Below are 24365 nucleotides of genomic sequence, written 5' to 3' on the forward strand. Positions count from 1 at the left end.
TTTTTATAATACTGCTCTAAGAACAGGTGTAGGGTTTATCGTTATATGCCGACGTACTTCAATGTATCGCCGGCGAAAATCGGAATCGATTTTTTAGTAGTCTGCTAATTTTATTTGTTTTTTTCTTCTAGCATGGCTACTGCAGGTAATGTTTTGCCTTCTAAAAACTCTAGAAACGCACCACCACCTGTAGAGATATAAGATATCTTATCAGCGATTTCATATTTATCTACTGCTGCCAGTGTATCACCACCACCTGCAATTGAGAACGCATCGCTATCAGCAATAGCCTCAGCTAACGCCTTTGTACCTGCACTGAACTGTTCAAATTCAAATACACCTACAGGACCATTCCACACAATCGTACCCGCATTTTTGATAATGCTCTCAAGGGCTTTTGATGAATCGGGGCCGATATCAAAAATCATGTCGTCGTCAGCTACATCACTAACGGCTTTAAGCGTTGCTTCTGTATTTTCATCGAAAGCTTTGCCCACTACCACATCGGTAGGCACTGGAATGTTTCCACCATTCGCAACGGCATCGCTCATTAGTTGCTTCGCCTGCTCGGTTAAATCCATTTCAACCAACGATTTACCTACGTTATGGCCTTGTGCGGCAATAAACGTATTGGCAATACCGCCGCCAACAATAAGTTGGTCAACTTTTTCGGCTAAGGTTTTAAGTACGGTAAGCTTAGTAGATACCTTAGACCCGCCTACAATGGCTACCATTGGACGTTTAGGGTTATCTAGGGCTTTGCCTAGTGCGTCCAATTCAGCAGCAAGAAGTGGGCCTGCACACGCTTTAGTAGCAAATTTTGCCACACCATGTGTAGACGCTTGTGCGCGGTGAGCGGTACCAAATGCGTCCATCACGAAAATATCGCATAGGGCTGCATATTGCTTTGATAGGGTTTCGTCGTCGCTTTTCTCGCCTTCGTTAAAGCGTACGTTTTCTAGAATAACCAAAGAACCTGGTGCAACATCAACACCGTTCAAATAATCTTTTTCTAAGGTTACCGGTACGTCTAACGCGTCGTTCAAATAATTCACAACAGGCTGAAGAGAGAATTCTTCCGCTGGTTCACCTTCTGTAGGGCGGCCTAAATGCGACATTATCATTACCGCAGCACCAGCATCTAGCGCCGCTTTAATAGTAGGAATGGAAGCTTTAATACGCGCATCAGAGGTAACTACGCCACCTTTTACAGGCACGTTTAAATCTTGTCTAATTAATACGCGCTGACCGTTTAAGGCCAAATCACTCATACTTGGAATTGCCATTGTCTTTCCCTTGTTAATCGAATAACTGTGAAAGCTGCCAAGGCTGGCGCTACCAACCTTGGCAGCAAAATTCTTAATTAGCTTACGTCATACATTGCTTGCGCAGTGTCGAGCATTCTGTTTGCAAAACCCCATTCGTTGTCACACCACACCAGTGTTTTTACCAGCTGCTTATGACTTACGCGGGTTTGCGTACCATCCACAATACAAGAGTGAGGATCGTGATTGAAATCAACAGAAACTAACGGCTCTTCAGTGTAATCTAAAATACCCTGTAATCGCCCTGCTTTCACTCGCTTCAGTGCTTGATTGACATCCGCAATAGTCACTTGCGTACCTAAGGTTACACTTAAATCCATTGCAGTTACATTAATGGTTGGCACCCTTACCGCAATAGCTTCAAATTTACCTGCAAATTTAGGCAAAATACGCTCAATTCCCGCCGCTAACCGTGTGTCTACTGGAATAATAGACTGACTGGCTGCGCGAGTACGGCGTAAATCTGGGTGGTAAGCATCAATTACTTGCTGGTCGTGCATAGAAGCGTGAATAGTGGTAATCGTGCCGCTTTCAACCCCAAAGGCCGCGTCAAGCGCTTGAATAACCGGCACGATACAGTTAGTAGTGCACGACCCGTTAGACACCAACTTATGCTCCGCTTTCAGCGTGTCATCGTTAGTACCAAAAATGATAGTGTTGTCTAAATCTGGCGAGCCTGGCGAGGAAAAAAGTACCTTTTCTGCGCCTGCATTAATATGTGCCTGCCCCGATACTCTGTCATCAAACTTACCTGTGCATTCCAGCACAATATCTACCCCTATTTCACGCCAAGGCAGTAAATTGATATCTGGCTGTGCCAACAAGCGAATAGCATCGCCTGCCACGTTCAGTGTGTTGTTTTCTAGTGTCACATCAAAACCGAACCGCCCGTGGGCGGTATCGTATTTTAATAAGTGAGCTATACCTTCTGGCTCGGCGACATCATTAATCGCAACCACATTAAAGTGGCTATTGCGCCCGCTTTCATAAAGCGCACGCAATACATTGCGACCAATACGACCAAACCCGTTTATGGCAATGTTTACCATAGACTGCGGTGACCTCGTTAGCTAAGAGACAATGCTGCCTCTACCACTGCTTCAGTAGTAATATTGAAATGTTTGAACAAGTCACCCGCTGGTGCTGATTCACCGAACGTATCCATCCCAATGATGGCGCCGTTGAAACCTACGTACTTGTACCAGCTTTCTTTCGATAACGCTTCAACTGCAACACGCTTAGTTACGCTAGAAGGCAATACGCTTTCACGGTAATCCGCGGATTGACGATCGAACACGTCGGTAGAAGGCATAGAAACTACGCGAACCGCTTTACCATCTGCACTTAGTTTATCTGCTGCTTCAACAGCAAGTTGAACTTCAGACCCTGTAGCAATAAAGATGTATTCAGGCGTGCCTGCACAATCTTTAAGCACATAACCACCTTTGGCAACGTCAGCAACTTGCTGTTCATTACGTTCTTGCTGTGGCAAACCTTGGCGAGTGAAGATCAACGTTGAAGGACCATCGTTGCGCTCAATCGCGAACTTCCATGCAATAGCAGATTCAACCTGGTCACATGGGCGCCAGTTGTCTAGATTTGGTGTAGCACGCAGTGCCACTACTTGTTCTACCGGCTGGTGCGTTGGGCCATCTTCACCCAAACCAATTGAATCGTGGGTGTATACGAAAATAGCAGGTTGCTTCATAAGCGCCGCCATACGTACCGCGTTACGTGCGTATTCCATAAACATTAGGAATGTAGCACCGTACGCTTTAAAACCACCATGAAGGGTAATACCGTTCATCATGGCCGACATACCGAACTCACGTACACCGTAATAAATGTAGTTACCCGATGCATCAGTGGCTTCAACGCCTTTACTGCCATCCCAAATGGTTAGGTTTGAACCGGCTAAGTCGGCAGAGCCGCCTAGAAGTTCTGGTAACAAAGGACCAAATGCATTTAATGCATTTTGTGATGCTTTACGTGATGCAATGTTCTGTGGGTTAGCTTGCAAATCAGCAATGATTTTATCCGCTTTATCACTGAAATCTGCTGGCAACTCACCGTTCACACGGCGTTTAAATTCTGCGGCAAGCTCAGGGTAAGCACTTTCATATGCTGCGAAGGCGTCGTTCCACGCACTTTCAGCTTCGCCACCTTTGCCTTTTGCATCCCATCCTGCGTAGATATCATCAGGAATTTCGAACGCGCCATGCTTCCATCCTAGCTTTTCGCGGGTAGATATAATTTCGTCATCACCTAATGGTGCACCGTGACAAGACTCAGTGCCTTCTTTGTTTGGTGAACCGAAACCAATTACGGTTTTACAGCAAATTAGCGTAGGCTGAGCGCTGTTCGATTTAGCTTGTTCAATAGCGGCTTTAATTTGTTCAGCGTCATGACCGTCAACACCTTCAATCACTTCCCAGCCGTAGCTTTTAAAGCGTGCTGGTGTGTCGTCGGTAAACCAACCTTCTACTTCACCATCAATTGAAATGCCGTTGTCATCCCAGAAACCAATAAGTTTGCCCAGGCCTAATGTGCCCGCTAGTGAACAGGTTTCATGAGAAATACCTTCCATCAGGCAGCCATCGCCCATGAAAGTGTAGGTGTAGTGATCGACAATATCATGACCATCACGGTTAAACTGCGCCGCTAATACTTTTTCAGCTAGCGCCATACCTACTGCGTTACTAACGCCTTGACCAAGTGGGCCAGTGGTAGTTTCAACACCCGGTGCATACCCATATTCAGGGTGACCCGGTGTTTTAGAATGAAGCTGACGGAAGTTCTTAAGCTCTTCAATAGGCAGTTCATAGCCTGAAAGATGAAGCAAAGAGTACAACAGCATAGAGCCGTGACCGTTTGAAAGCACAAAGCGGTCTCTGTTTGCCCAAGACGGGTTTGCCGGGTTGTGTGATAGAAAATCACCCCATAGTACCTCGGCAATATCGGCCATCCCCATAGGGGCGCCTGGGTGACCAGATTTGGCCTGTTGAACAGCATCCATGCTTAAAGCACGGATGGCATTGGCAAGTTCACGACGAGAGGGCATGTTGTCTCCTGGTTTATTTTGTAGCTGAATTTCGCTAAGGGAACACTGTGGGCAAAATCCCTTTGTTCAACCTTAAAGCGCTGCTTTGCTGTATATCGTAATGTGGGCGTTATTCTTACCCATGCCACCATTCAGTTCAATGGCTTTTCATTGCCATTACCGAAAGTTGGCTAAAATAATGAATATTCTCATCATTCCTTCACCAGCCAATGTCGCTTCATTAGGAAAGCGTGGCTAACTTTACTCAATTATCTATAAAAGTGATCCACGACTGTCAACAAATCGTAACGAAAGGACTTTTAGACGTCTAGAAGTAAAGACTGGTATTTATACCTTGTTTTAGTACAATACTCACCTATTTTGAACAATAAACGCTTATGGAGCATGTATGGCCACGCATTTATTCACCTCCGAGTCTGTGTCTGAAGGACACCCGGACAAAATCGCCGATCAAATTTCAGATGCGGTTCTAGATGCTATTCTAGAACAAGATCCTCGTGCCCGCGTGGCTTGCGAAACTTACGTTAAAACCGGAATGGTATTAGTTGGTGGTGAAGTCACTACCTCTGCGTGGGTTGATATTGAAGAAATCACACGTAAAACGGTAAGAGACATAGGCTATGTACACTCTGATATGGGTTTCGATGCTGATTCTTGTGCAGTATTAAACGCCATTGGCAAACAGTCGCCAGATATCAACCAAGGTGTTGATCGCGAGAGCTTAGAAGAACAAGGTGCAGGCGACCAAGGTCTTATGTTCGGTTACGCCAGTGACGAAACTGACGTATTAATGCCAGCGCCTATTACTTATTCTCACCGCTTAGTACAAAAACAAGCTAAAGTGAGAAAATCTGGCAAGCTAGACTTTTTGCGCCCAGATGCGAAAAGCCAAATTACCTTTAAGTACGAAAACCACAAGCCTGTAGGCATCGATGCCGTAGTACTTTCTACTCAGCATTGTGACTCAGTTTCTACTGCGCAAGTACGCGAAGCAGTAATGGAAGAAATTATCAAGCCTGTGCTACCTAGCGAATGGCTTGATAGCAATACCCAATTCCACATCAACCCTACTGGTCGCTTTGTTATTGGCGGACCTGTTGGTGATTGTGGTCTAACTGGACGTAAAATCATTGTAGATACCTACGGTGGTATGGCCCGTCACGGTGGTGGCGCTTTCTCAGGTAAAGATCCTTCAAAAGTAGACAGAAGCGCGGCATACGCAGGCCGTTATGTTGCTAAAAACATTGTTGCTGCTGGGCTCGCTAAGCGCTGTGAAATTCAAGTGTCTTACGCCATTGGAGTTGCCGAGCCAACATCTATCAGTATAGATACCTTCGGTACTGGTGTGGTTGACGAGAAAACGCTAGTAGCCTTGGTTCGTGAACATTTCGATTTACGCCCTTATGGCTTAATCAAAATGCTTGATTTAGAACGTGCTATTTACCTACCTACTGCTGCTTATGGTCACTTCGGTCGCGAAGCCTTCCCGTGGGAAGCCACTGATAAAGCTGAAGCACTACGTTCATCAGTATAGTTTGCTCAGCGGTATAGTTTGCGCTAGGCTGTTGAAAGCTTAAAACAGAAAAAGGGTCGCTTCATAATGAAGCGACCCTTTTTAATTTCAGGCTATTATCTTGCTATAGCTTGGCGATAGCGTGGTTATATTTTGGCTATCTATATGGAACCTGCATTAATGGAGACACTTTTCGTACTCCCACTCGCTATGACCATATCAGGCAAGCCAAATCGCGCTAACGCAACATTTTGAAATTCTTTCTTATGGGTCACTTCCGTTTCCGCAAAATCTGGCGGCAAAAATTGTCGACTACTCATTTCGCTGTCAAATTCAACTTCCACCATTTTTAAAGGTGCTAAGTTACCGGTAAAAATATCTATCACCAGTTGAGCTCCAAAAAAGTCGATACGATATCGCTGTTTTTCCACCCGCATATTTTGGGTTAAAGGCCATAAATCAGCGAATTGCTCAGAATCCAACGTAATTCGCGTGTCTCTGCGTTTAAGGCCGATACCTTGTTTAACGGCCATGGTGTAATTACCACCTTCATCCCTAATTCTAATATGCTTATCCGGCTCGGTAGCTAAGTAACCTTGTCTTATTGCAACAGGCTTTCGTGTATCTAACAAACCTTCTGGCACATAACTTACTAAAAACTTTCGTTCAAATTCCCATTCCGTTTGCATCACTCACCTCCGGCCAAGTTCCCTATTTGAAAGTACTGCTTTGCCTACTAAATTGAAGTAAGTCTTACTACTACCCTTTAAAAGTTAGTTCACAATAGAAATATGTAACAAGTTTATTTTTAACCTTTTAGATAAAAGGCTACACTTACTATTCAGCACTTATTTTTTGTTACCGTTTTGTGTCATATTTTTAAGTTAGAGATCGGCATATAGCGCGAACAAAACACCCTTGTGGTTATGAAGCTACCACCTACATTTATAATAATCGGTAGTCATAAGAACAAGTTTACGCTGTCTCACTCAACTAGGAATTTATCCATGAAAACTTACCCAACTTGCGTGGTTTGTTTAATATTGCTTGCCTCATTGAGTGCCGCTTACAGCGAGGCCGCTGATTGGGATGTTTCTGATTGGGATGCTTCTGATTGGAATGGCTACTACGGCCCTATCGTGTTCAAAAGTGAAAAAATAGCAAAGTGGAAGATTAAAAGCCGCTTTAATGAAACACGCCTTGAATCCATACCTGGCTACGATAATCATTTTAATGCTAGCAAAAATAGCCAACTATCAATTCGCGCTCACCGTGCGTTAACGCTACTTTTCGAACAACAAATATATGCCTCGTTTAATACGAGCCACTCACCTTTGCAGTACTATCCTGAATGGCGCTATATACCTGAAGACTTAGGCACTTTTACTCGACTGGGTTGGTTAGTTGGTGACGAGAGTGGTTTAAATATGGCGTTGGAATTTGAACATCGAGAAGTAGGAGATAAAGAAAATAATGCGCTTACGTTAGGTGTTCAATACTTTTTCTAATACATGAACGCCCCCTTAAAGCGGGTTCTAATTTTTGTGTTTTGCCGCTTCTACCTGATTACGGGTTTCAACATACGTACTTTGAATAACTTTTGCATCGGTACTTGCTCGATGACGTCGAGCGTCGCTTTGCGATTCAATATTTGATTTAACGTCGTGCCAAAGCGCCATTTGAGGTTCGCTTAAAACATACTCTAATGCACGACATGAAAAAGACATTTGAACCGAGGCTGCTGCAAAAAGCTTAATGAGCCAAGGGTTATCTACCACCCATCCGTCAGTATACACAATGGTATTACTTAAAAAGGCATTAAGCTCGTGACACACTTTGACCGGACAAACTCCGTAAGTGTTCAACATGGCTCTGGTGATGCCATGCAAAGACTCTGCTTCTTGATCCCAATGAACCCAACTATCAAAAGGACGAATAAGCTTGCACCATTTTGCACCATCATAGCGCACTATACCTATTTCAATAGGATAACTACGGGCACCAAACCCACTGGCTTCCAAATCAATAATGGAAGGGGGATAATTTCTCTGCAAGCTAACTCCCATCTACGCTGGCGTAAAACACGCCTTGCCTTCTTTAAACCTAATAAACGAACTCATAAAGCGCAAACGGAATTGAAAATCATACTTCTGTTGTATAATTAAAAAACAAACCGACACTTCATCTACTTTGTTAATAGTAGAATCGTGCCAGTTTGTATCATTTTAACATCAACGCACGGGCTGAACATAAAGTGATAGCCCGCTTTTAGGTAGGGATTACTCAGCCACTGCCAAGTTGAGAATTTGCTCACTCACTTCTGGGGTAATGGCTCCCGTTTCACCGAGTGAAAGCATTTTGTTTCCTTTCAGCTTTTCTACCACAGCATTAACGGCACTTTGCTTGTCGCCTTCATGCTCAGTAAGCTGGGTAGCGACTTCAAGACTCTGGTAGAAGGCTTCGATAGCGTCGATAGTTCGAAGCGCAATATCATCGCTCTCTTCTAGACCAAATACGTTTTGACCCATCTGTGATAGCTTTGCTGACTTAGTGTCAAGTTGAACCCGTAGTAGTGACGGCTGGACAATCGCTAATGAACGAGCATGATCTACGCCATACAGTGCCGTGAGTTCGTGGCCAATCATATGGGTAGCCCAATCTTGCGCAACACCTGAACCGATAAGGCCATTTAGTGCTTGGTTTGCTGACCACATAAGGTTAGCGCGCCATGCATCATCTTTGTTATCAATTTTTCCGCCAAGTTGAATTAAGGTTTTCAGCAAGGTTTCAGCGTAGCCGTCTTGAACCGGCGCATTTTGTGGAAAGGTTAAGTACTGCTCGCAAACGTGAACAAAGGCATCCACTAAACCGTTAACCACTTGTCGATGCGGAAGGCTTTTTATTACATCGGGGTCTAATACCGCAAATTGCGGATAAACTAACGGGGACATAAACGCCAGCTTTTGCTTGGTTGCTTTCTTACTTATAACAGAACCGCCGTTCGATTCAGAACCTGTTGCTGGTAAGGTTAGAATGGCACCGATAGGTAGCGCGTTATCAACGGTATGCTTGCCCGTTAGAATATCCCAGCCCTCACCCTCATATACGGCGCTTGCCGCCACATATTTTGCGCCATCAATAACACTTCCCCCGCCTACTGCAAGAATATAGTCAACGCCTGTTTCTTTAATCAGTGCAACCGCTTTGTCTAGTGTTTCAATGGTTGGGTTTGGCTCAACGCCACCAAAAGATTCCCAGTTGTAGCCATCTAGCGCGTTCTCTACTTGCTCATAAACACCATTTTTTTTGATGGAACCGCCACCAAATAACACTAAAACGTGGCTGTCCTTTGGGATTAGGGTGTTGATTGAGCCAATTTGTCCTTGGCCAAATTGGATCCGAGTTGGGTTGCTGAATGAAAATTTCATGGTCTTTCCTCTGTCATTACATGCCTGTGTTAATGCATAATAGTGCCATTTAGTGTAAACAAACCGTCTATTTCTGGAAAAAATTTGCCTATTTCTACAAACAACCCAGGCTCTACTCATAATTTGGCTTTTTTAAGTCAAATTCTGAAACAGTTTTTACACGCAAAAGGTAAATCAGCGCTTAGTGGTGTGAGCAAGACGGATATAGATGGCGTACGAGTTTTTCGCGATCCTTATGGCAGCCCTAAGCAGCCATTACTTTATCAGTCTGGCATTATTATCATGCTACAAGGCACTAAACGTTTGTATGTTGATAATCGTGAAATCGAATACAAAAAAGGCGATTACATTGTTTTCGGTGTGCCCTTGCCTGCTCAATGTGCAGCCACCTTAGATGATGACGATTGCATATTAGGTTTAGTCATTGATATTCCCGCGTCGTTGCTTGTAGAGCTTTCACAATGGCGTGACGACAAGGCCAAAAATAGCCCCGCTCCTATTTTTACAGTAAGTCAGCAGTCATTAGATGCAAACATAACCGATGCAACACGCAGACTACTTCAAGCATTAACTCACAGTAATAGTGCCAAAGCATTGGGTGCAGGTTTTGTGCGAGAAATTGTATATTACATCCTTAATGGCCCTGCCGGTCATGTTCTTTGCGGCCTTACCGACAATGGGCATTATGCGAGAATCGCCCAAGCTTTGCGGACCATTCATGATGAGTATTCCTCTGTGTTAAACGTAGACTCACTTGCCGCTAGTGCTAACATGAGTGTTTCTGGTTTCCACCGCGCATTTCGGGATGTAGTAATGGATTCACCCGTTCAATATATAAAAAAATTTAGACTATCTAAAGCCAGGGAGTTAATCGCATTAGGTTATCGAGTGGGAGACGCTGCCGAAGCGGTGGGTTATAACAGCTTATCTCAATTCTCTAGAGAGTTTAAACGCTACTACCAATTCACTCCTGTACAAGACCGTCAATCTGCTCATTAATTGCCGTACTATAAATAACTTAACGCTGTTCTTCAGCTGACAAAACCTTGCTAAAAGTGCGGTTTATTCATGGCTAATAATTAAACAAAGATAGACGAAAGAATAATGTTTGGAAGGTAAAACTAACCAATTAATGCTATACAATTACTAGCCTTACCATCAACTTCAAGATTTTATGCGCTTACGTTTCACATTTTGGTTCTTAACGTTAATGACATTAAGTTTTCACTCTAACGGCAGTGAGGCGTCGACACCACTTTATATTGGTATAGATGCAGACTTTTCGGCTGTCGCTGTGGACGGTGGTGTAGCCATTAAACGAGGCGTTGAACTTGCTGTAGATGAAATTAATAAAAAAGGGGGATTGCTAGGCCGCCCCCTTAATATCATTTTAAAAGATCATAGAGGCAACCCTGCTCGGGGCATTCATAATATTGAACAGCTCGCCACCAATGGCGACTTAATTGCGGTAATAGGAGGTGTGCATACGCCTGTTGCGTTAGCCGAGCTTGAGTCTATTCACCAACTTAACTTGCTATATCTCGTGCCTTGGGCAGCAGGTACACAAGTGGTTGACAACCAATATGCTCCTAACAATGTATTTCGCGTATCAGTTCGTGATGCAGAGGCGGGAAAAGTACTTATTCAGCATGCTGCTTCTCGCGGTATTAAACGTGTAGCGCTGGTTTTAGAGCGTACTGGGTGGGGTCGTTCTAACGAGGCATCGCTCACCTTAGCCGCTGCCGAAATGGGGATTACCATTACGACTACTCGCTGGATTAACTGGCAGCAGAAAAAATTTGAAGAAGATATATCTGCTATCAAATCAGACAAAGCAGAAGCCATCATTTTGGTTGCCAACGCACCTGAAGGGGCAGTAGTCGTAAACGAATTAGCAGCACAAAACCTCACAGCTTTACCTGTAATTTCCCATTGGGGCATTGCTTCGGGCAATTTTATAGAGCGTTTGAACGTTGAGCCCGACTTACTTAATTTGTCAGTATTACAAACCTTCCACTTTGATCATCAAAAACATACAAAAGCCCAACAATTGTTAGAAGCTTATCATAGTAAGTATGGGCTCGTAGACCCTAAATCTATCCCAGCTGTAACAGGCATTGCGCACGCTTATGATTTAGTTAACATGCTAGCTAAAGCCGTGGCAAAAGCAGGCAGTCATGATGTAAATGCGCTACGAAATTCACTAGAAGACTTGGGGAGTTTTGAAGGTGTAATCAAAACTTATGACCCAGCATTTACACCCACACAGCATGACGCATTAATGGCTAAGGACTATTTTATGGCTTCATTTGATAAAAAAGGTAACTTGGTCGTTCTGGAAAATCAGTAATGCAATTTCAGCCACCACCGCTTAGAAAGCGCTTATTAACCAGCATGCTACCCCGTTTGTTCGGGTTGATTTTAGTTGTTGCGTTAATGCTTTTTGCGTTTGCCTTCTTTTTTGCCAAGCAGCAGATCGAAACGGTACAACAACAGTCTATTGAAGGCTTAAAACAAGACCTTTCTTTTATCGTTAATGATACCACTCGACAATTATCTGACCTTGCATCTAACGATATCATTATTAATTCTCTGGTAGATTTAGAGCAGCGTGATAATTATCTTCCCATGTTCTTTAGGTCGTTAAAGTTAACCCAAACCCGTAATGTGGAGTTTGCGTTGTACGACTTTTCCGGCGAAATGGTTATTCAGAAAAACTGGAGTCATTCTATTTCTGAAAAACTGGATACTGCGTGGCAACAAAAAACACTAGGCGCGTCTCTTTCATTTTCTTCAATCTCTCACAATGGCGTGCTTTTTTCTGTCCCAGTACTTTTAGGTGGTGCAGCAGAAGGTGCGCTGGTTATGTATGTAGAGAGCCTTCAAGACTTGCTAGCCCCCTACCCAAGGCTAACTAACCAGATTGTTACTGAACAAAATGGCGTAGTACTTTTCAGTAGTGAGCCGGAATTTATTATTCCCGGTACATCGTTTAGTGATGTCGACACCATGGGCTATGTGTTGCAAGACTCGCGCTATCAAAACTTAACCCTGTATAGCATTAAACCTATCGGCAATGCTCTGAAAGGCTTGTATTGGTTGGCGCTACTCATGCTGGCCATTATTGTAGGTATTATCTTAGTTAATTTTCACATGATTCGAACCACTGCACTACTTGCAGAGAACACCTTATCAGCCCTTTATAAAGATATAGTTAACCGTATTAAAGATACCGACTCACAAGAGTCAGTGATTGTAGAAGAGGCTAGAGAATTAGCCAATATTCGCAGTGCATTTGATACCTTAATTTCTGACCTTGCGGAAATGTCTTTATCGAACGAACAGTTTTCTAATGTTATTGATTCGATGGGAGATATGCTCTTAGTGGTAGATGAAAACCATCGCGTGATGTTAAGCAACAAACGGTTCGATGCTTTTTGTGAAGATCAATACGGAGAGCGTGAAGGTACGGTTAAGTACATACTCAATAAGCTCATTAATAAACCTTCTGGAGAGTTAAAACATTTCTCGGTAGAAGACGGATTGGAAAAGCATATTAAATGGACCAATACGCCGCTTGAAGATGCTAACCATAACATCAGAGGCGCTATATTCGTAGGGGTCGACTATAGCACTCAGCGTTCGCTAGAAAGTCATGTGCAAATTCTTAATCACGCCATGGATGAAGCCACGGTCTCTATTGTTATTGCGGATATAAAGCGTACGGGTCAACCAATTATCTATGTTAACAATGCGTTCAATCGCCTTACTGGTTACAATAAAGAAGATATTATTGGTAGAAATTGCAGGTTTATGCAAGGTGAAGGTACTGATAGCAATACCACCGCACTAATACGCAGCGCTATCGCTAAGCGCGAGCCAATTGAAACCACCATTCTTAATTACCGTAAAGACGGTGCCTCTTTTTATAACAAACTCATCCTCACGCCAGTAAAGTCTGACGGCGAAGTCACACACTACATTGGCTTTCAACAGGATGTTACGCAGCAACGCCAAGCAGAGCGCTATTTACAAGACGCGAAGCAAAAGGCGGAAGAGTCAGCGCATATGAAATCTGGCTTCCTTGCCAGTATGAGCCATGAAATACGTACGCCTATTCACGGTATTTCTGGCGTACTTCAGTTGCTCACGAATTCACCATTAAACGACGAGCAAAAACATTACCTCTCACTTGCTACGTTCAGCATTCAAGGTCTACTGCACATTGTTAATGACATTCTTGATTTTTCTAAGATTGAGGCCGGGCAACTTCAAATTGATGATCAACCTTTCGATTTGCTAGAAACCCTTGAAAGCTTGCAGTCGCAATACGCTATTTTATGTCAAGAAAAGGGACTACGTCTGCATTTTCATTTTAACCTACAAGGCTTTCACGTAGTCATTGGAGACTCTGTTCGTTTCCGGCAGATTTTGTCTAACTTGATTGGTAACGCGGTTAAATTCACTGAGAAAGGTGAAATTGACGTAACTACCACCTTAGAACATACCAACGACGACAAGCTTCGCTTAACCTGCGCAGTAAAAGATTCAGGGATAGGCATCGCGAAAGACAAACAAGCAGGAATTTTTGATGTATTTACCCAAGAAGACCTATCTACAACCCGCAAATTTGGCGGCACGGGCCTTGGGCTTTCTATCAGTAAACAGTTGTGTGAGCTTATGGATGGTGAAATTCATTTAGAAAGTGAGAAAGGTGAAGGAAGTACATTCACTTTCAATATCATGCTAAAAGAAGGTGATGACAGCTTAGTTACACTCCAAGGAAGTAAAACCCATAACCACAATACGGTAACTCAAAAACGTAAAATTCTCATCGTTGAAGATAACGACATCAATCAGGTCATTGTGAAGCAGCACTTAAGTGCCCACAAAACCTTGAGTGCGAAATCGGGTATAGAAGCATTAGAAGCCCTAAAGAAAATGAAAGTGACTTTTGATTTAATATTGATGGACTGCCAAATGCCCGACATGGATGGTTTTGAAGCAACTCGCCGTATTCGACGCGGTGAAGCCGGCGAGCGATATGTTAATGCCCCCATCATTGCACTTACAGCGAACGCCATGAAAGGTGATAAAGAAGACTGTTTTAACGCTGGCATGAACGACTATTTGAGTAAACCCTTCGATGTTCAAGACCTATTAGAAAAAGTAGATTACTGGGCTGAAAAAAACGCGGTAGCCAAACTTCAGCTTAGCTGATTCATCAATCCTGTTACCCCACAAACACTATGCACTTTGAATAGGGTAGATTTGTCGTCTATCCTATTTATAACCATCAATAAATTTACTTTTCAATAGTAAATACCGTTAAGCAGCAATGGCTTAATATCATGACTAAAAGAACCCTTGGTAAACATGACGCACACCCGTGAAATTACAACCGGCCAATAAGACATGTTGGCAGTAAGATACCGTCGACGCTATAGGCTCTGTCAGATTTTAACTATATTAGGGGTACTTTTCCTATTTGCGTTAGGGATTTTTAGCGTCGTCGACGGCGCATATGTCTTAGGCACCATATTAATCGTTAACGCTCTGGTCGGCCTGCTAAACCTTTATCTCTTAAAACGTACAGGTAATATTGAGCGCGCTGCTACGATCCTAAGTGGTATTCTTTTCTTCTTATCAATGAGCTTAATAATTACAGGTGGTAAGGATAATACTGGAGTACTGTGGGTTTACCCAATTGGGGCCATCAACCTTTTCATCAATCGTTTTTGGCCTGCGGTGTTTTGGTTTGGGGCTTTCAATATTGCCAGTGGACTGCTGCTGTTTACGCCCCTTTCAACTTTAATGATCGCTAGCTATTCATTCGTTGAGGCAGTTCGCTTCATTCTAACGATGCTGGCACTAAATTCTATCTGTCTAGCCGCCTTGCGATCTGAAGAACAAGCCTATCAAACGATTATGCAACTTCATGCTGATGATATCCGGCAGATGGCTTTTTACGATACGCTGACCGGCCTTCCCAATCGCTGGAGCTTCAAAACTAATCTAGAACGCCTGCTAGCCCGAGCAGGGAAAGATAAACAACGCATTGGCTTACTGTATATTGACCTAGACAACTTTAAGCAAGTTAATGACCAATACGGCCATGAAGCAGGCGACCGACTATTGCTTGAATTCAGTGAACGGCTTTGGGAAGAAATACGTCCCACCGACCAACTGTTGAAGCCAGAAGCAGAAAGTTTGGCAAGACTCGCTGGCGATGAGTTTGTTGTGCTACTTCCTAACATTAAAGAGCCGCTCGATGCCAGTGTTGTCGCAACACGCATACTGAATATCTTCGATGGTGGTTTCGAAGTCGATGACGTGACGCATATGATTTATGCCAGTATTGGCATTGCCGTGTATCCCGATGACGCTACCGAGCCCTCTATGTTACTTCATCATGCAGATGCGGCTATGTATGACGCCAAAGACAACGGCCGTAATTGCTTTAGGTTTTTCACTCAGAAAATTGCCGATACAATGCACCAACGACAACAGATTGAAAGAGGGTTACGACAGGCGTTAAGTGAAGAGCATTTCTCTTTGGTTTATATGCCTATATTCGACTGTAAAGACAACACCATCGCAGCCGTAGAAGTACTGCTTCGCTGTCAAAGCCCTGAACTAGAAGGGTTTGGCCCAGACCACTTTATACCGGTTGCGGAAGCTACCGGCTATATCAAAGAAATTGATTTATGGGTGCTGGACAATGCCTTGCAGGCGCTAGTTATCTTGCAACAAAAACATCACTTTAAGGGACAGATGTGTATAAATATCTCTGGAGTAGAGCTGCACAATGAAGCCTTTCCCGTACAGCTTAAGGACCTATTGGAACGCTATAAGATTACCCCTGATAGTGTAGAGCTTGAAATCACTGAAACCGCATTTGTGGCTGATGACGCAATTGGCTTAGCAACGCTAAAAGCACTAAATGAGCTAGGAGTATCTTTAGCATTGGATGACTTTGGAACAGGCTACACCGCTTTTAGTCAACTGATACATTACCCAGCTGACTGTCTTAAAATTGACCGCTCATTTGTTAATGATCTTTTTTCAGAACGAGAAGCACGCAGCAAGATGGTGATGGTTATTCAAAGCTTGGCTAAGCTATATGACCTTCGCGTCATTGCCGAAGGCGTTGAAACCGAAGCTCAGATGAATTATCTACGGGAAAACGGTTGTGATTGGGCGCAGGGATACTATTTATCTCGCCCGCTGCCTTGGGACAACTTAGTTAAATTATTGAGCGAATGATGAAATGGCAAGTGAAGCAGACGCTTCACTTACTCAAAAGAAAGGTGGAGTTGGCCGATAAGCCGGGTTCTGTCGTGGGCAACCATTCCTCTAGATCAGCAATTACTCACTGATTCAAGCAACCTACCCGATCCCCATGCGGGCCACACGTTAAGGGATCCTATTTGGTCTTGCTCCGGGTGGAGTTTACCTTGCCACAACCTGTTACCAGGTGTGCGGTGCGCTCTTACCGCACCCTTTCAGCCTTACCGGCCATTACTGGCTTAGGCGGTCTTCTCTCTGCTGCACTTGTCGTCGGCTCGCGCCGCCCAGACGTTATCTGGCACCCTGCCCTTTGGAGCCCGGACTTTCCTCCCCTTTCTTACGAAAGCGGCGATTGCCTGGCCAACTCCGCGGCGCATTCTACATGAAGATGCCTCATATAGCGACAACCACATGTGAGCTTTTAGGTATCACCATAAAAGCATGTTTCAACCGTGTTCTTATCAAGTAGTTTTGTTATGACAAAAACCTGATCTTCTGCTCGTAATACTGTGCTTCCTTTGGGGATAAGCGTACTTTCACCACGGGCGACTAACGCCACAACGGTATCTTCGGGTAACCCCAACTCTGAAATATATTTCCCGGTGGAAATTGACCTAGCGTGAAGTACTATTTCAATGAGCTCCCGTTTGTCTTTAGCCACTTTAACAATTTCTAGCGTGTTCGATTCGCCTCTGGGGTTTTCTAGCACCAACCTCAATTTGCGCGCGGCAAAGGGTAAACTTGCCCCTTGCAGTAAGGCTGAAATCATCACAATGAAGAACACCACGTTAAAAATAAGCTCGGCGCTGGGTAATTCAAAAATGAGTGGAAAAATTGCCAGAATAATAGGCACAGACCCACGAAGTCCTACCCAAGAAATAAGCACTGAAGCTTTAAATGAGAACCGACTGAGCAATAACAAAGGCATTGCCACGAGCGGCCGGGCCACAAAAATAAGTACTACCGCAATCAATAAGCCTTCTTTCCAAGTATGTAGAAGCTCAGAAGGGGTAACCAACAAGCCCAAAATAACGAACATCGCTATTTGGCTTAACCAAGCCAAGCCATCAATGAATACAAAGGTATTTCGTTGATAGGAAAATCGGCTATTACCCACAATTACGCCGGTAATAAAAGTCGCCAAAAATCCGCTACCATTTAAATTCGAGGCTAAACCAAAGGCCAAAACCCCGAATAACATAACAAACACTGGATACAAACCAATCGCCATAAGCGTTACGCGCCTAAACAGCGCAACCGCTAGGCCACCTACCACAGCACCTGTAATGGCTCCCACGCCCATTTGACTAACAAACAATATGGCTAACTCTGTTGCCTTAGTACTGCTGTCTTGAATTAGGGTAATTAGTCCGATTGTGAGAAAAATAGCCATAGGATCGTTTGATGCGCTCTCAAGCTCTAACGTCGCTTTTATCCTAGAGGGGATAGTAATGCCCGCATTGCGCATTACAGAGAAGACAGCTGCGGCGTCAGTAGACCCTACGATTGCGCCAAGAAGCAGACCAAGATAGAGCGGCAAATCTAAAATATACATAGCTGCCACGCCCGTTATGGCGGCTGTACCTACCACACCAAATGATGCCAGTAATGCGGCGGGTTTCCACGCCCGTTTTATAGACTTCTTTGAAGTTTGAAGGCCGCCATCGAACAGGATAAGTATAAGTGCAAAGGTACCAATGGAATGGGCAGCATCGGCATTATCAAAAGAAATGCGACCGATACCATCTTCACCGGCCAGCATGCCCACACCTAAAAAGAGGACCAATACCGGCACGCCAAAACGGGGGGACAGTTTGCTGACCAACACGCCAAATATCGCTAACAAAGCACTGAGTAGAATGATTTGGTCTACAGCAAACACACGTTATCTCCCTTTAACTTAGTAATAACAGTATACAGATGAAATGAGTAAAGCGGTATTTCACCGCTCCACCAATTTCGATTTGAGCGGTTAAGGTATATGTGCCAGCGACGCTTTCACCTCCTCAGAAGTAGGACGAAGTTGAGCCTTCCCTTTTTGCTCTCTACGTTTACCCAGCATGTGAAGTAACGATGAAGTAATAAACAAGGTCGATGAGGTGCCAATAACCACTGCAAATACCATGGGTACGGCAAAACTGCTAACTGCATCTCCCCCTACTAGCGCCATCGGTAGCAAAGCAAGCAGTGTGGTTAGCGAGGTAAATACCGTTCTGCTTAGCGTGCTATTTACCGCTTCGTTGATAATATCGGCCAGGGAACGCTCTGGACTAATGCGCAGCAACTCTCTTACGCGGTCTAACACTACCACTTTATCGTTAATTGAGTATCCTATTAAGGCCAGTAGCGCGGCCACTGCGGTAAGATTAAATTCAATACCGGTTAAGGCAATAAACCCAATGGTTTTAGTTAAATCAAGTAGCACGGTAAGTAAGGCGGCGGTAGCAAAATGCGCTTCAAACTGAAACCACAAATAGGCCAACATTCCACCACCAGCAATAAGCAAAGCTAGAATAGACAAGTCGGCAAAGCCATCACTTACTTTCGGGCCTACAACATCAACCTTGTTGAATATCACGGTACTGTCGGCGTCTTGTATCACCTGTTTTAGCGCTTCGATATTACTACCTTGCGTGGCTACGGTACTGGATCCGGCATTAGCTTCTGCAATAGGTACAGTGTTCGATTGTTCTGATACGGGCGCACGCAATAAGTACTGATTTTCGGCGCCATATTCTTGAATAGCAATGTCTTCAAAATGGTGTTGTTTTAGCACTGTGCGCAATTGTTCAGTAGAAAGTTGAGGCGCAGAAATTTCCATCATGGTACCGCCGGTGAAGTCTACCCCGTATTGCAAGCCAGGTTTAAAGAAGAACGCCATGGAACACAGGGTTAATATCAGTGAAACACTCAAAGCTATCTTTTTAGATTTTAGAAAGTTAAACGGCCCTAATTTATCCGCCATGGTTAACAATGGCGAAGATAAATTGATTGGCTCTCTTTGATGCTTTCTTGTTGCTCGCTGCATAAGCAACTTAGTAAGCGCCACCGAAGTAAACAGTGAAGTTATCAAGCCTATTGCAATAGTGACGGCAAAACCTTTCACTGGTCCACTACCAAAAACAAACAATAAGCTAACGGCAATAAGGGTTGTGAAGTTTGAATCAACAATAGTACCAAACGCCTTATCAAAACCAATTTTCAGGGCACTACCTGCTGGCCTGCCTTTTTTCGTTTCCTCACGAATACGTTCGTTAATGAGGATATTTGCATCTACCGCCATGCCCATAGTGAGTATCAGCCCAGCAATACCAGGCAGAGTAAGTGTGGCGCCAAACAACGTAAGCACACCAAATACCAGCGCCATATTCACCGTAAGCGCAACACTCGCAATTGCGCCCCAGCGACCGTAAATACCCACCATAAAGACTAAAACGCCCAGCGCCCCCGCAATGCCACTTTTTACGCCGGTTTCAATAGCATCGCTACCTAAATCCGGCCCTACAGTGCGCTCTTCAATAATATGCAGCGGTACAGGTAATGCGCCTGTACGTAGCATCAGTGCCACGTCCTGCGCTTCGCTCATGGTAAAGCTACCGGTAATCTCGCCTCTGCCCCCAGGAATAACGCTATTGATAACCGGCGCCGTGACGACCGTGTCATCTAGCACTACCGCTAGCACGCGACCAATATTGTTTTTAGTCATGGTAGCGAATTGTCGAGCGCCATCGTTATCTAAACGAAACGTCACCACGGGTTGGCTGGTTTCAGGGCTAAACACTGCTGCTGCGTCGGTAATATGTTCACCTTCTAGCGCAACATGCTTTTCAAGTAAGTACTGCCTGCCGTTAATGTCAGCCCGAGTAAAGCTCTCGCTATTTTTCACCTGCGTTTGCCAGTGAAAACGCATTTGCGCTGTAGTACCGAGTAAGGCTTTTACACTTGCTGGGTCTGAAATACCGGGCATTTGCACTAAAATAGCATCGCTACCTTGGCGGGTTACACTTGGCTCTGTGAGGCCAGTCTCGTCAAGTCGCTTGCGAACCACTTCAAGGCTGCGATTAATGGCATCTTTTACTACCGCTGCTTGATACTTCTCAGTAAGGGTAAGGTCAATCACATTCCCTTTTTGGCTAATACCTTTTGGAGCAGTGCCCTGCTGCGTTATGCCCTGCTTCGTTATAAGTAGCGCGCTACTACCATCAGATTGCAGCGACACTTCCTTTGCCCGCTGTTTAACTTTGTAGAGGTCATCTGGGTTCGAAAGCGTAAATTGGACTGCCAACGCGTGTTTGGAAGTATGTTTAACATAGCGAATGTTTTGCTCTCTTAAGTCACTAAAAAGCGCAGAGGAGTAGGTATCTAACTGCCGAGCAAACAACGCATCAGTATCGGCTTCTAATAATAAATGTGAGCCACCTTGTAAATCTAAACCAAGCGAAAGCGTGTGTTGGCTGTACCACTGCGGTACATGCTGCTTAAGTGAATCGGGCAACATATTGGGGGCGGCGCTAAGTAAGCCTAGTAAAATAACCAGCGCATACACTAGGCCACGAAATGAAAATCGTGTCATAAAAATCCTGCAATAAACCTTTAAAAAATGAGAAGCACTGCAAGTGCAGCGCGTGATATCAGTAAGGTATTACAGGGAAGAAGGTGGGCCGCGATTCGATATGCCCTTCCAATAAAAGGCAATATATTCAAAGGGACTGCTAAAGATAGCATTCGAGAAATCGACGAGAGCTAAATGATTTTGATATCCAAAGAGAAGTAGATGTTCATCTGAATTATCTAAATCGGCATCTTGCTGTTGACTGTGCTGGGCAAACCCAAAGCGTGTAGCAACAGAAAGGCCGAAGTCGGAAAAGGATATCTGCGGGGTTTGCTCATTAAAAGATGCGGTATCGTTTGCACAATAGGCTGAAAATGGCGCGCTGAACACAAGCACCGACACCACAATAGAAAATACCCACGCGTAAACTGAAGACGCGTAGTTTTTCTGAGAAGGTGAATGATCGTCATTGTGACGTTCAGGCATAAAACGATGCATAAGGGCGGTAGTGATAACTTTCTATTATTCCGTTGCGCTGTATATGGGTACGAAATAGTGAAAAGCAAATAACGGGCATAAATAATGGGGGGCAGTTTTACTTAATAGGAAAATTCCCAGCCGATAATACGAGCCCTCATCATCCCTCGACAAAAATGTGCAAATGAAGTCGACCAACCTTGATCCATACAAAAATCTCCTCTAGACAAGTTAAAAAATATTAATCTCTTTGGCGACTACTTCGGTACAAATTATCTCAACAGGCAGAACAAGGAGAATTTCATGTCATCAACATCAACAGTCTTATCAGAATTATGTCATTTGGATTTTGACGCCCTAGCGGCTTATGAGGCCTCTCTTGAACGTATTGAAGATGCAAGTCTTAAAGACACTATCGCCACGTTCAGAGACGATCATAAAGCTCATATCGACGCTCTTAACACCATGTTGGTTCAAAGAGGTGAAGATAAAGTTACCGAGGCTGACTTTAAGAAAGTGCTAACCAAAGGCAAAGTGGTGATAGCTGGGCTTATTAATGACAAAGCTATCTTAAAAGCGATGGTAGTGAACGAAGAAGTTACCACCAAAGCTTATGAAAAAGCCTTAGATCATGATGGCTTTTCTGCAGCAGAGCGAGTCGCAATTGAAGGGCATTGGGCCGATGAAAAGCGTCACAAGCATTGGTTTTCTGAAGCGGCGAAACGCGAATAAATAAATTAATGGGGTCAGTGTAAGTTAAACCTAAAAGCACACTGACCCTTTTCGTTGTCAACAGCCACGTGAAGGAATACATCATGTTTAGCGCCATCCCTACCCTAGATTTACTGCTAAAAGGCTTACTGTTAACCACCATGGGGATGTTCTGGGTGGTGCTGCTGGTACGCGTGAATGGGTTGCGTTCCTTTTCTAAAATGACCAATTTTGATTTTGTGATGACAGTAGCAGTAGGTTCATTGCTAGCAAGTGCGTCTCAAACTAATAGTTGGAGCGCGTTTTTTCAGGCAATGATTGCTATGGCAGCATTGTTCTTAGTGCAGTTCGTCACTGCCCGATTGCGCAGACGTTCCGATAAAATTGAAGCACTTATGCAGAATACCCCTGTTATATTGATGCGCGACGGTGAAATTATCGATTCTGCGCTAGCCGAAACGCGGGTCGCCCGTAGCGATCTCATGGCAAAGCTTCGAGAGGCGAACGTGCTTAACATGCAGCAAGTGAGAGCGGTAGTACTGGAAACCACCGGCGACATTTCTGTGCTTCACGGCAACCATTGTGCAGATGACATGCTAGAAGGCACTAAAACTATTGGTCATCGATGATTCTTAGTGTAAATCTGAACTGCTGTTTTTATAGGATTGGCACACTACAATTCATTGTGCTTCCCTGCTTTCTATATTCATTTGGCATTTGCCCTGAAATAGCTTTAAACACCCGATTGAATGTTGCTAAGGACGAGAACCCACTCTCCAATACTATTACCAAAATGCTCCATTGCTGGCATTCGTTGCTTCGTAATAATTGCTTAGCGTGTTTTACCCTGAACTGATTTACGAAAAGGTTGAAGTTGGCAGTAGCAAAATAGCCTCTGATGACCTTGCTTACTTTGTATTCCGACGTGTTCAACGCTTGCGCTAAATGAGCAATTTTTAAGTTTGGCTGCAGGAATATTTGTTCTTGATGAATTAACCTATTTATTCCTTTCACTATAGACATATCAATGGCTTCATCTTGTTGTATTGCACCGCCCTCACTGCAAGTGCTAGTGAGACAAGAAGAATCAGACATGCCGCCATTTAATGATTGACTAGCTGTGTCAGCGTTAACTTGATTTCGTGGTTCATTCTGTTGTTGTTTTTTTATTTGGCCGCTAAGTCGAACACTCATTTTTTGCGCGTGAACCACGTACTGAATAGCGCCAAGAATTAGCATTGCCGAAGAACATATTAACCAGGGTGCGTAATATTCAATTTCTGAGGGCGTGAATAGAAACTTAGGTAATATTGAAGAATTAAATAAGCCTAGGAAAAAGGCAGTGGCAAAAACAATCGACTGGCGCTTTTGTGTGGTATTTTTGTTCTCGAACCCGCGTAGAGCTTCCCAAAAAGACAACGCTAAAATGCTTGATGAAAGCAAAGTCGTAATTTCATTCATTCCCTGTTTAAGTTTAAGCATCTGTGCTTGGTTTAGCAGGTGTGGAATATCGCTCGATACTACTAAGTGCCACGTTTGATTAAATATCACTAATCCTGCAATCACAAATGCGACTGCAAAGTGCCTACGACTTAAGGGGTTGTGTTCTCGAAATAACGTTCTTGCAATTAACCAAACCACATTGCATGTCGCACAGGTTGCTAGCCCAATAACATATTGATATACACCAAGGGTGTCAGCACTCAATTTCTGCGTGGCCATCATACAAAGCGATGCACTAAATATGGCAACTAAATAGTTTACCGATTGCTTATCTTTTTTAAGTGCATGAGTAAGCATTGTGCTCAAACTACAGCACACTAAAAGGTAATAAGGTAACTCGTTATGCCATGCCACAGGGGTTCTACGCCTTAATATATAGCTCTGCCCTCAGTGTAAGAAGAATCACCGCCAAGCACAAAAGAACTTTGTTAAGGAGTATGTCAAAAGCCCCAACTTAAGGTATTCATTTTTCGAATTTGAGAAGAATGAGCCCTGACGTGGTCAA

Annotated in this window: 18 protein-coding genes and 1 other RNA gene; 8 read left to right on the forward strand and 11 right to left on the reverse strand. The window is 44.0% G+C overall.

Annotated elements, in window-relative coordinates; genetic code table 11:
* Nucleotides 1-110: 110 nt before the first annotated feature.
* The 3 genes from AMBT_RS14170 to tkt all read right to left on the reverse strand — a co-directional run bounded on the left by AMBT_RS14170 (nt 111) and on the right by tkt (nt 4386).
* Complete coding sequence (locus AMBT_RS14170) at nt 111-1286, reverse strand: phosphoglycerate kinase (protein ID WP_013785319.1); 1176 nt, start codon at nt 1284-1286, stop codon at nt 111-113.
* Nucleotides 1287-1363: 77 nt separating this feature from the next.
* Nucleotides 1364-2374 (reverse strand): erythrose-4-phosphate dehydrogenase, encoded by a 1011-nt coding sequence (epd, locus tag AMBT_RS14175; protein WP_013785320.1) that lies wholly within the window; start codon nt 2372-2374, stop codon nt 1364-1366.
* Nucleotides 2375-2391: 17 nt separating this feature from the next.
* Nucleotides 2392-4386, reverse strand: coding sequence for a transketolase (tkt, locus tag AMBT_RS14180; protein ID WP_013785321.1), 1995 nt, complete (start codon nt 4384-4386; stop codon nt 2392-2394).
* A 388-nt stretch (nt 4387-4774) separates the two neighbouring features.
* Between tkt and metK the strand changes: the two genes are divergently transcribed.
* A complete protein-coding gene (gene metK / locus AMBT_RS14185; protein WP_013785322.1) occupies nt 4775-5920 on the forward strand; it encodes a methionine adenosyltransferase in 1146 nt (381 codons plus the stop codon).
* A 140-nt stretch (nt 5921-6060) separates the two neighbouring features.
* Here the strand turns inward: metK and AMBT_RS14190 are convergent, their stop codons facing one another.
* On the reverse strand, nt 6061-6588 hold the full coding sequence (locus AMBT_RS14190; protein ID WP_013785323.1) for a CYTH domain-containing protein: 528 nt from the start codon (nt 6586-6588) through the stop codon (nt 6061-6063).
* 318 nt (nt 6589-6906) lie between these two features.
* Here AMBT_RS14190 and AMBT_RS14195 point away from each other — a divergent pair, with 318 nt between their 5' ends.
* Nucleotides 6907-7407: a hypothetical protein gene (locus AMBT_RS14195; protein ID WP_013785324.1), complete on the forward strand. Its 501-nt coding sequence runs from the start codon at nt 6907-6909 to the stop codon at nt 7405-7407.
* 27 nt (nt 7408-7434) lie between these two features.
* Here AMBT_RS14195 and AMBT_RS14200 read toward each other — a convergent pair whose 3' ends face one another.
* Nucleotides 7435-7965, reverse strand: a complete 531-nt coding sequence (locus AMBT_RS14200; protein ID WP_013785325.1) for a 3'-5' exonuclease — start codon at nt 7963-7965, stop codon at nt 7435-7437.
* 213 nt (nt 7966-8178) lie between these two features.
* The gene (locus AMBT_RS14205) at nt 8179-9327 is read right to left on the reverse strand and encodes an iron-containing alcohol dehydrogenase (RefSeq protein ID WP_013785326.1); all 1149 of its coding nucleotides are present in this window, start codon (nt 9325-9327) and stop codon (nt 8179-8181) included.
* An 84-nt stretch (nt 9328-9411) separates the two neighbouring features.
* Here AMBT_RS14205 and AMBT_RS14210 point away from each other — a divergent pair, with 84 nt between their 5' ends.
* The 4 genes from AMBT_RS14210 (at nt 9412) to AMBT_RS14225 (ending at nt 16593) form a co-directional block, all read left to right on the forward strand.
* Nucleotides 9412-10326, forward strand: coding sequence for an AraC family transcriptional regulator (locus AMBT_RS14210; protein ID WP_013785327.1), 915 nt, complete (start codon nt 9412-9414; stop codon nt 10324-10326).
* A gap of 211 nt (nt 10327-10537) precedes the next feature.
* Complete coding sequence (locus AMBT_RS14215; protein WP_232363145.1) at nt 10538-11677, forward strand: ABC transporter substrate-binding protein; 1140 nt, start codon at nt 10538-10540, stop codon at nt 11675-11677.
* On the forward strand, nt 11677-14547 hold the full coding sequence (locus AMBT_RS14220) for an ATP-binding protein (protein ID WP_013785329.1): 2871 nt from the start codon (nt 11677-11679) through the stop codon (nt 14545-14547). The genes AMBT_RS14215 and AMBT_RS14220 overlap by 1 nt, the downstream gene beginning before the upstream one ends.
* A 195-nt stretch (nt 14548-14742) precedes the next feature.
* Nucleotides 14743-16593, forward strand: a complete 1851-nt coding sequence (locus AMBT_RS14225; protein ID WP_232363146.1) for a putative bifunctional diguanylate cyclase/phosphodiesterase — start codon at nt 14743-14745, stop codon at nt 16591-16593.
* A 42-nt stretch (nt 16594-16635) separates the two neighbouring features.
* Here the strand turns inward: AMBT_RS14225 and rnpB are convergent.
* From rnpB to AMBT_RS14245, 4 genes are all read right to left on the reverse strand, one after another.
* Nucleotides 16636-16985: RNase P RNA component class A (rnpB, locus tag AMBT_RS22060), an RNA gene on the reverse strand.
* A 53-nt stretch (nt 16986-17038) separates the two neighbouring features.
* A complete protein-coding gene (locus AMBT_RS14235) occupies nt 17039-18499 on the reverse strand; it encodes a potassium/proton antiporter (RefSeq protein WP_013785332.1) in 1461 nt (486 codons plus the stop codon).
* A gap of 90 nt (nt 18500-18589) precedes the next feature.
* Nucleotides 18590-21190 (reverse strand): protein translocase subunit SecD, encoded by a 2601-nt coding sequence (gene secD / locus AMBT_RS14240; RefSeq protein ID WP_013785333.1) that lies wholly within the window; start codon nt 21188-21190, stop codon nt 18590-18592.
* Nucleotides 21191-21259: 69 nt separating this feature from the next.
* A complete protein-coding gene (locus AMBT_RS14245) occupies nt 21260-21655 on the reverse strand; it encodes a hypothetical protein (protein ID WP_148259110.1) in 396 nt (131 codons plus the stop codon).
* 294 nt (nt 21656-21949) lie between these two features.
* Here AMBT_RS14245 and AMBT_RS14250 point away from each other — a divergent pair, with 294 nt between their 5' ends.
* Entirely contained in the window at nt 21950-22378 is a 429-nt protein-coding gene (locus tag AMBT_RS14250; RefSeq protein ID WP_013785335.1) for a ferritin-like domain-containing protein, read from the forward strand.
* Between the two features lie 83 nt (nt 22379-22461).
* Nucleotides 22462-22986 (forward strand): DUF421 domain-containing protein, encoded by a 525-nt coding sequence (locus AMBT_RS14255; RefSeq protein ID WP_013785336.1) that lies wholly within the window; start codon nt 22462-22464, stop codon nt 22984-22986.
* A 28-nt stretch (nt 22987-23014) separates the two neighbouring features.
* On the opposite strand, the gene AMBT_RS14260 is transcribed toward AMBT_RS14255, so the two are convergent.
* On the reverse strand, nt 23015-24214 hold the full coding sequence (locus AMBT_RS14260; protein ID WP_013785337.1) for a helix-turn-helix domain-containing protein: 1200 nt from the start codon (nt 24212-24214) through the stop codon (nt 23015-23017).
* Nucleotides 24215-24365 lie beyond the last annotated feature (151 nt).

It is taken from the genome of Alteromonas naphthalenivorans (assembly GCF_000213655.1).
Taxonomy (GTDB): domain Bacteria; phylum Pseudomonadota; class Gammaproteobacteria; order Enterobacterales; family Alteromonadaceae; genus Alteromonas; species Alteromonas naphthalenivorans.

Excerpts from the sequence above, each read along its gene's own strand:
- AMBT_RS14225 (WP_232363146.1), top strand. The coding sequence starts at position 14,743 with ATGTTGGCAGTAAGATACCGTCGACGCTATAGGCTCTGTCAGATTTTA.
- metK (WP_013785322.1), top strand. The coding sequence starts at position 4,775 with ATGGCCACGCATTTATTCACCTCCGAGTCTGTGTCTGAAGGACACCCG.
- tkt (WP_013785321.1), bottom strand. The coding sequence starts at position 4,386 with ATGCCCTCTCGTCGTGAACTTGCCAATGCCATCCGTGCTTTAAGCATG.
- AMBT_RS14220 (WP_013785329.1), top strand. The coding sequence starts at position 11,677 with ATGCAATTTCAGCCACCACCGCTTAGAAAGCGCTTATTAACCAGCATG.
- secD (WP_013785333.1), bottom strand. The coding sequence starts at position 21,190 with ATGACACGATTTTCATTTCGTGGCCTAGTGTATGCGCTGGTTATTTTA.
- AMBT_RS14195 (WP_013785324.1), top strand. The coding sequence starts at position 6,907 with ATGAAAACTTACCCAACTTGCGTGGTTTGTTTAATATTGCTTGCCTCA.
- AMBT_RS14170 (WP_013785319.1), bottom strand. The coding sequence starts at position 1,286 with ATGGCAATTCCAAGTATGAGTGATTTGGCCTTAAACGGTCAGCGCGTA.
- AMBT_RS14205 (WP_013785326.1), bottom strand. The coding sequence starts at position 9,327 with ATGAAATTTTCATTCAGCAACCCAACTCGGATCCAATTTGGCCAAGGA.
- AMBT_RS14190 (WP_013785323.1), bottom strand. The coding sequence starts at position 6,588 with ATGCAAACGGAATGGGAATTTGAACGAAAGTTTTTAGTAAGTTATGTG.
- AMBT_RS14200 (WP_013785325.1), bottom strand. The coding sequence starts at position 7,965 with ATGGGAGTTAGCTTGCAGAGAAATTATCCCCCTTCCATTATTGATTTG.
- AMBT_RS14255 (WP_013785336.1), top strand. The coding sequence starts at position 22,462 with ATGTTTAGCGCCATCCCTACCCTAGATTTACTGCTAAAAGGCTTACTG.
- AMBT_RS14245 (WP_148259110.1), bottom strand. The coding sequence starts at position 21,655 with ATGCCTGAACGTCACAATGACGATCATTCACCTTCTCAGAAAAACTAC.
- epd (WP_013785320.1), bottom strand. The coding sequence starts at position 2,374 with ATGGTAAACATTGCCATAAACGGGTTTGGTCGTATTGGTCGCAATGTA.
- AMBT_RS14250 (WP_013785335.1), top strand. The coding sequence starts at position 21,950 with ATGTCATCAACATCAACAGTCTTATCAGAATTATGTCATTTGGATTTT.
- AMBT_RS14215 (WP_232363145.1), top strand. The coding sequence starts at position 10,538 with ATGACATTAAGTTTTCACTCTAACGGCAGTGAGGCGTCGACACCACTT.